The organism is Microcoleus sp. Pol1C5 (assembly GCF_036701115.1).
Taxonomy (GTDB): domain Bacteria; phylum Cyanobacteriota; class Cyanobacteriia; order Cyanobacteriales; family Microcoleaceae; genus Microcoleus.
Map to the genome: position 1 here is coordinate 1 of NZ_JAUBQE010000110.1, position 5,863 is coordinate 5,863.

At 46.4% G+C, this 5,863-nt stretch carries 4 protein-coding genes; 2 read left to right on the forward strand and 2 right to left on the reverse strand.

The window, feature by feature from the left end:
• Both QUA23_RS30375 and QUA23_RS30380 read right to left on the reverse strand, forming a co-directional pair.
• Positions 1-1,080: protein kinase domain-containing protein (locus QUA23_RS30375; protein ID WP_333110684.1), on the reverse strand; the 1,080-nt coding region annotated here is incomplete at its 3' end.
• A gap of 170 nt (positions 1,081-1,250) precedes the next feature.
• On the reverse strand, positions 1,251-1,934 hold the full coding sequence (locus QUA23_RS30380; RefSeq protein ID WP_333079592.1) for a VOC family protein: 684 nt from the start codon (positions 1,932-1,934) through the stop codon (positions 1,251-1,253).
• Between the two features lie 477 nt (positions 1,935-2,411).
• Between QUA23_RS30380 and topA the strand changes: the two genes are divergently transcribed.
• Positions 2,412-5,138 (forward strand): type I DNA topoisomerase, encoded by a 2,727-nt coding sequence (gene topA / locus QUA23_RS30385; RefSeq protein ID WP_333079594.1) that lies wholly within the window; start codon positions 2,412-2,414, stop codon positions 5,136-5,138.
• A gap of 502 nt (positions 5,139-5,640) precedes the next feature.
• A partial coding sequence (locus tag QUA23_RS30390; RefSeq protein WP_333079595.1) for a WG repeat-containing protein occupies positions 5,641-5,863 on the forward strand: 223 nt, incomplete at its 3' end.

The following is a 5,863-nucleotide window of genomic DNA, read 5'->3' on the forward strand; positions in this document are numbered from 1 at the left end:
TCTGGCTTTAGTAATTGGTTTATAAACTTCTTGTACTAAGGCGGATTTTCCAATGCCAGAGTAACCGGATACTAGCAGCATTTCGGTGCTGCCTCTGCTGACTCGCTCAAAGGCTGCTAATAAGGTTTCAACTTCTGTTTCTCTGCCGTAGAGTTTTTCGGGGATGAGGAAATGGTCTGTAATATCCCGCGTCCCCAATGCAAACGTCTCAATGTTACCCGTGTTTTGTAATTGAGCCAGACAAATTTCTAAATCGTGTTTCAGTCCTAATGCACTCTGATAGCGATTTTCCGCATTCTTTGCCATCAGTTTACTAACAATTTGGGATAAAACTATGGGAATTTCTGGCTTGATTTGATGTACCGGAATCGGCTGTTTGGCGAGATGACAATGCACTAACTCCATTGGGTCCTCTGACTCGAAGGGTAACTGTGTTGTCAACAATTCATAGAAGGTCACACCCAGGGAATAAAAGTCACTCCGATAGTCAATGCCTCGATTCATTCTTCCTGTCTGTTCTGGGGAGAGATAAGCTAAGGTTCCTTCGATAATGTTTGGATTCTGGATTTCTTGGGTTTGTTTCGGCAGCAGGGAAGAGATACTAAAGTCAATGAGCTTAATTTGTTTGCTATCGGGGTTGATTAGGATATTGGCCGGTGTGATATCTTTATGAATAACTTTATTTTCGTACAAAGAGTGAAGAATATCTGCTAGTTCCCTGGCTAGGTCGAGAAAGTTTTCTAAAGATCTAGATTGAGCTGGTTGGTTTTTATCAGTTGGGGTCTGGATATAAGTAGACAGAGAGACTCCTCCAAAGTCCTCCATTATCAAAGCATAGGCGCTTTTGTAAGGTACTAAATCGAGGGGTTTAACAATACTGGGGAGGTTGAGATTTTGGGCAATGGTGTACTGGTTGCGGAATTGCACCAGTTCGCTGAAGCTAGGGTATTCGTTTCGCAGCAGTTTGATGACGACTGGAGTACGATCGCTCTCCCGAACACCGCGATAGACTAAAGTGCGAGATCCTGCATAGACTTGTTCTGTTATGCGATACCCTGGCAGGTCAGTAATTGTCTCCATTTTCCAGTTCTCAATAAATTGCGGGTTACTATATCTCTAGTTTACTCAGCCAACTTGAAAAATTCTCAATGGTCTCTAATGTTCCTGCAATTGTCAGTGGGCGTTCTGTACGAACGCTCGCAGTTCGTTGGATACTGAAGCCATATTATTAATTGTTTTACAGGTTTTGATTACCAACTGATAATAAGCGGCAATCCAGGTCGGAAATCTACCTGTTGTCCCTGCACTTCTCCATCAAAACCAAGCTCGACAAAATACTCGGTTCCTATTCGCAACTTTAATTGATTTGTCTCAAGCACTGCTTGAAGTTCAGGTGACGGATTATTAGCAGCAGGACTGACTAATTCTACGCGAGTAATTTCGCGGAAACCAACACCATGATCCAAAGGCTGTGACTTATCAGCAGAGTATTGATCTGGACGTTTACCAAAGGAAATTTGGAAAAGCATCGGCTCAGTCAACACATCACTATTTGTTCCTACTGCGATACTCATCGTTTCAGATAAATAAGGTGGACGATATGCCCAACTTGAAAATGCAACTGTGTCCTCAGAACCTTTGGCTGGACGCAAACAGATGCCAAATGGACACGCACCATTATTCCGATTTGTCGATCGCTCCCAAAGACGAGTCTGATGAATTGGCTCAGACTTCGCCTCTTCTGGATCGTGAACCCATAACAATTCCAACATTGCATTATGGAAAAAGAAACAGCGATTGACTGTACCTTGTCCGTGATGAATGCGAGATCCACCCTCAACTAAACCGAAGGATGATAAACGATTAGCTTCCGAAGCACCAATATCAGTAAGGATTAAAAGATGGTCGAATTCAAATGTCATAGAATTATTCATTGAATTGCTCGATTGCTCAAGTAATTTTAATCCCCTGTGATTGCTTTTTTTTCGCTCGCAACGCTGATGCTGCACAGCGTACTGTACCAAAGCCCCAAACCTCTAGTCAGTAAATCTTTCCCAATCTAAAATCTAAAATCTAAAATCTAAAATCTAAAATCTATCGCCCCAACCTTCAAGTTACAACCAGATTGAGGAACCATCCGCCCGCATCCAGCAGTCTCAACATCCAGTTACCGACAATTCTGCTAAAGTCAGGTCATCATCCGGTGCATCTTGTAGAGACGTGATTCGCAGCCTCTGCCCCCAAAGCAGTAAAATCCCATCACATTGTCACCTGCCACCCGATCGGCAGTAAGTTAAAAATTAAGGTAGTTTGAAAATAATCGCCCAAAGTTGAAAGAAGCCTTGACATCTGACCTAAACTCTCTAACTTAGACCCTCTAGCTGCGCTGCCATCCATATTTAAAAGATGCCATGTCAACCTTAGTCATCGTCGAATCTCCGACCAAAGCCCGCACCATCCGCAACTTCCTGCCCTCCACCTACCGTGTAGAGGCATCGATGGGCCATGTCCGCGACCTACCATCCTCCGCCGAAGAAATACCAGAAGCCGTTAAAGGAGAAAAATGGGCGCAATTGGGCGTAAACGTGGAGGCAGACTTTGAACCCCTCTACGTCATCCCGAAAGATAAAAAGAAAATTGTTAAAGAACTCAAAGACGCCCTCAAAGACGCCACAGAACTGATACTAGCCACTGACGAAGACCGAGAAGGCGAAAGCATTTCCTGGCATTTGCTGCAAATCCTCAAACCCAAAGTTCCGATCAAGCGGATGGTGTTTCACGAAATCACCCGCGAAGCAATCCGCGACGCCTTAACCCACTGCCGCGATATCGACAATCGAGTAGTACAAGCCCAAGAAACTCGCCGAATTCTCGATAGACTCGTCGGTTACACACTCTCCCCGTTACTGTGGAAAAAAATCGCTTGGGGTTTGTCCGCTGGTAGAGTGCAGTCAGTCGCAGTCAGGCTTTTGGTGCGCCGGGAACGCGAACGCCGCGCTTTCCGCCAAGGTAGTTACTGGGATTTAAAAGCCCTTTTGGAAAAGGGCAAGATTTCCTTTGATGCCAAACTCGTGACTGTCGGCAATGTGAAAGTTGCAAATGGCAGCGATTTTGATGAAAATACCGGGCAAATTATCGCAGGCCGGCGCGTACTTTTGCTCAACGAAGAACAGGCGCGGGCTTTACTTTCACGCATTCAAAACAAACCCTGGACGGTCGGCAATATCGAAGAACGGCCAGTCACCCGCAAACCGTCGCCGCCGTTTACGACCTCGACTTTGCAGCAGGAAGCTAACCGCAAGCTGCGGCTGGGTGCGCGGGAAACCATGCGAATTGCCCAAGGTCTCTACGAACGCGGTTTTATCACCTATATGCGGACGGATTCGGTGCATTTGTCCGAACAGGCGATCGAAGCGGCGCGCAGTTGCGTGCAAGAACTTTACGGCAGCGAATACCTCAGCCCCCAACCGCGCAAATATACGACAAAAAGCAAAGGCGCGCAGGAAGCCCACGAAGCTATCCGTCCCGCCGGCAGCACTTTTCGGACTCCGCAGCAAACCGGATTGGATGGGATTGATTTCCGCCTCTATGATTTGATTTGGAAGCGGACAGTCGCTTCTCAAATGGCCGATTCCCGCCAAACTCACGTCACTGTATTAACTCAGGTAGAAGATGCCGGTTTCCGTTCCAGCGGCAAACGCATTGATTTTCCCGGCTTTTTGCGCGCCTACGTCGAAGGTTCCGACGATCCGAATGCGGCGTTGGAAGACCAAGAGGTGATTTTGCCGGCGCTGAAGGTGGGGGATAAACCTAATTGTAAGGATTTAGAGGCGATCGGGCACGAAACTCAACCTCCCGCCCGCTATACGGAAGCTTCTCTGGTCAAAATGCTCGAAAGCGAAGGCGTGGGCCGTCCGAGTACCTATGCGAGTATTATCGGTACAATTGTCGATCGGGGATATGCCAAATTAATAGCTAATGCCCTAATTCCGACATTCACCGCTTTCGCCGTCACCACTTTATTGGAAACACATTTTCCCGATTTAGTAGACACCGGTTTTACTTCCCGAATGGAACAAACCCTCGATGAAATTGCCACCGGCGAGGCGAAATGGCTGCCGTATTTGCAAAAGTTTTATACAGGGGAAACCGGCCTGGCAACCCAAGTTAAAGAACAGGAAAGTCAGATTGATGCGAAAGTTGCCCGAACTGTGGTATTGGAGAATCTCTCCGCCAAAGTTTGCATCGGCAAATTCGGCGCCTACCTGGAATCTGAAAGCGAAGAAGGCTTGGTAAAAGCATCGATTCCCCAAGATTTGACGCCGGCAGATTTAGACCCGGAACAAGTGGAGTTTCTGTTAAAGCAAAAAACGGAAGGCCCGGAAAAATTGGGTCTTCACCCGGAAACTGGGGAACCGATTTATGTGCTCATTGGCAGTTACGGGCCATACGTTCAGTTAGGAGAAGTTTCGGAAACGAACAAGAAACCGAAGCGGGCTTCTTTACCGAAGGGGACGGATAAGGACAGCGTGACGCTGGATATGGCGGTGAGTTTGTTGACTTTACCCCGGTTGTTGGGCACTCACCCGGAGACGGGGGCGAAGGTGCAAGCTAATTTGGGGATGTACGGGCCTTATGTGGTTCACGACCAGGGTAAGGTGGGGAAAGATTATCGATCGATCAAACCGCCGGATGATGTTTTGACGATAACGCTCGATCGGGCTTTAGAGTTATTATCGCAGCCGAAAGCCGCCCGCGGCCGCAGCAAATCAGCCACACCTTTGAAGGAATTGGGCGCGCATCCAGAGTCAGGAGAACCGATCAATGTTTACGACGGCCGCTACGGCCCCTACGTGAAACACGGCGATATCAATGCTTCTTTGTCGAAGGATGAATCAGTGGAGAATTTCACCTTGCAAAGAGCACTGGAATTGTTAGCAACGAAGGAAGCAGCGGGAGGCGGTAAATCTAGCAGCAAGTCGAAGAAGTCAACCAAGACTGCGGCGGCGAAGTCTGAGAGTGCAACTGAGAAGACTGCCGCGAAGAAAACGACTGCGAAGAAGACGACGACTGCGGCGAAGAAAACGACTACTAAAAAGGCGGCGACTGCGACGGCGACTAAGAAGAAGACAACGTGATTTGAGTTTAGTTTTCACTCATCTAGAAACCCGGTCTGCAGGGGGGAATCGCCCCAAGTGCGATCGGGTTTCTTTGTTGGTAAACTATTTGACAAGCTGAGGTTTGTAGTAAGGACTGAAGTCCTTAAAATTGGGTTTGAATCTAGTAGGGTGATCGGAGTTTTTCAAAAAAGAGATATTTTGGCGATGCTCCAATATTCTCATCGAATTTTACCCTCAAAAAACACGAGTCAATTTCGGGAATATGTTGAAAAAATCCAACATAAACTCAAAGGCTCTTGGGTATAGAGTGAGATCGGGCGATATGTAAATTTTTGATTATTTTCTTGAGTATAACTTGACAAGACACAAATTAGGCAGTAAGATTAGGTTGAATTGTGTTAAATTTTTAATCCTGCATATGCGAATTAACGCTTAGTTAGCTTGCTTCGTTTTTCGGTAGGACGGTACATGGAGGCGATCTTTCAATAGCCTAAACATTTTACCAAACAACCTTTACACAATGAATATTCAGGTAGTGCCATTTCAACAAGAGGAGTCTTGGGGGTATCGGGATGAACAAAATAAAATAGTAATTCCACCTAGATTCAATTATGCTCATGAGTTCTCTGAAAGTCTAGCAGCAGTAAAGATCGGTGAAAAATGGGGTTATACAGCACTTTGCGTGACTAAAAGGTACAGTAACAGCAGTGAGCAAAATAATTTTCGATTTGCTTACTTGAACA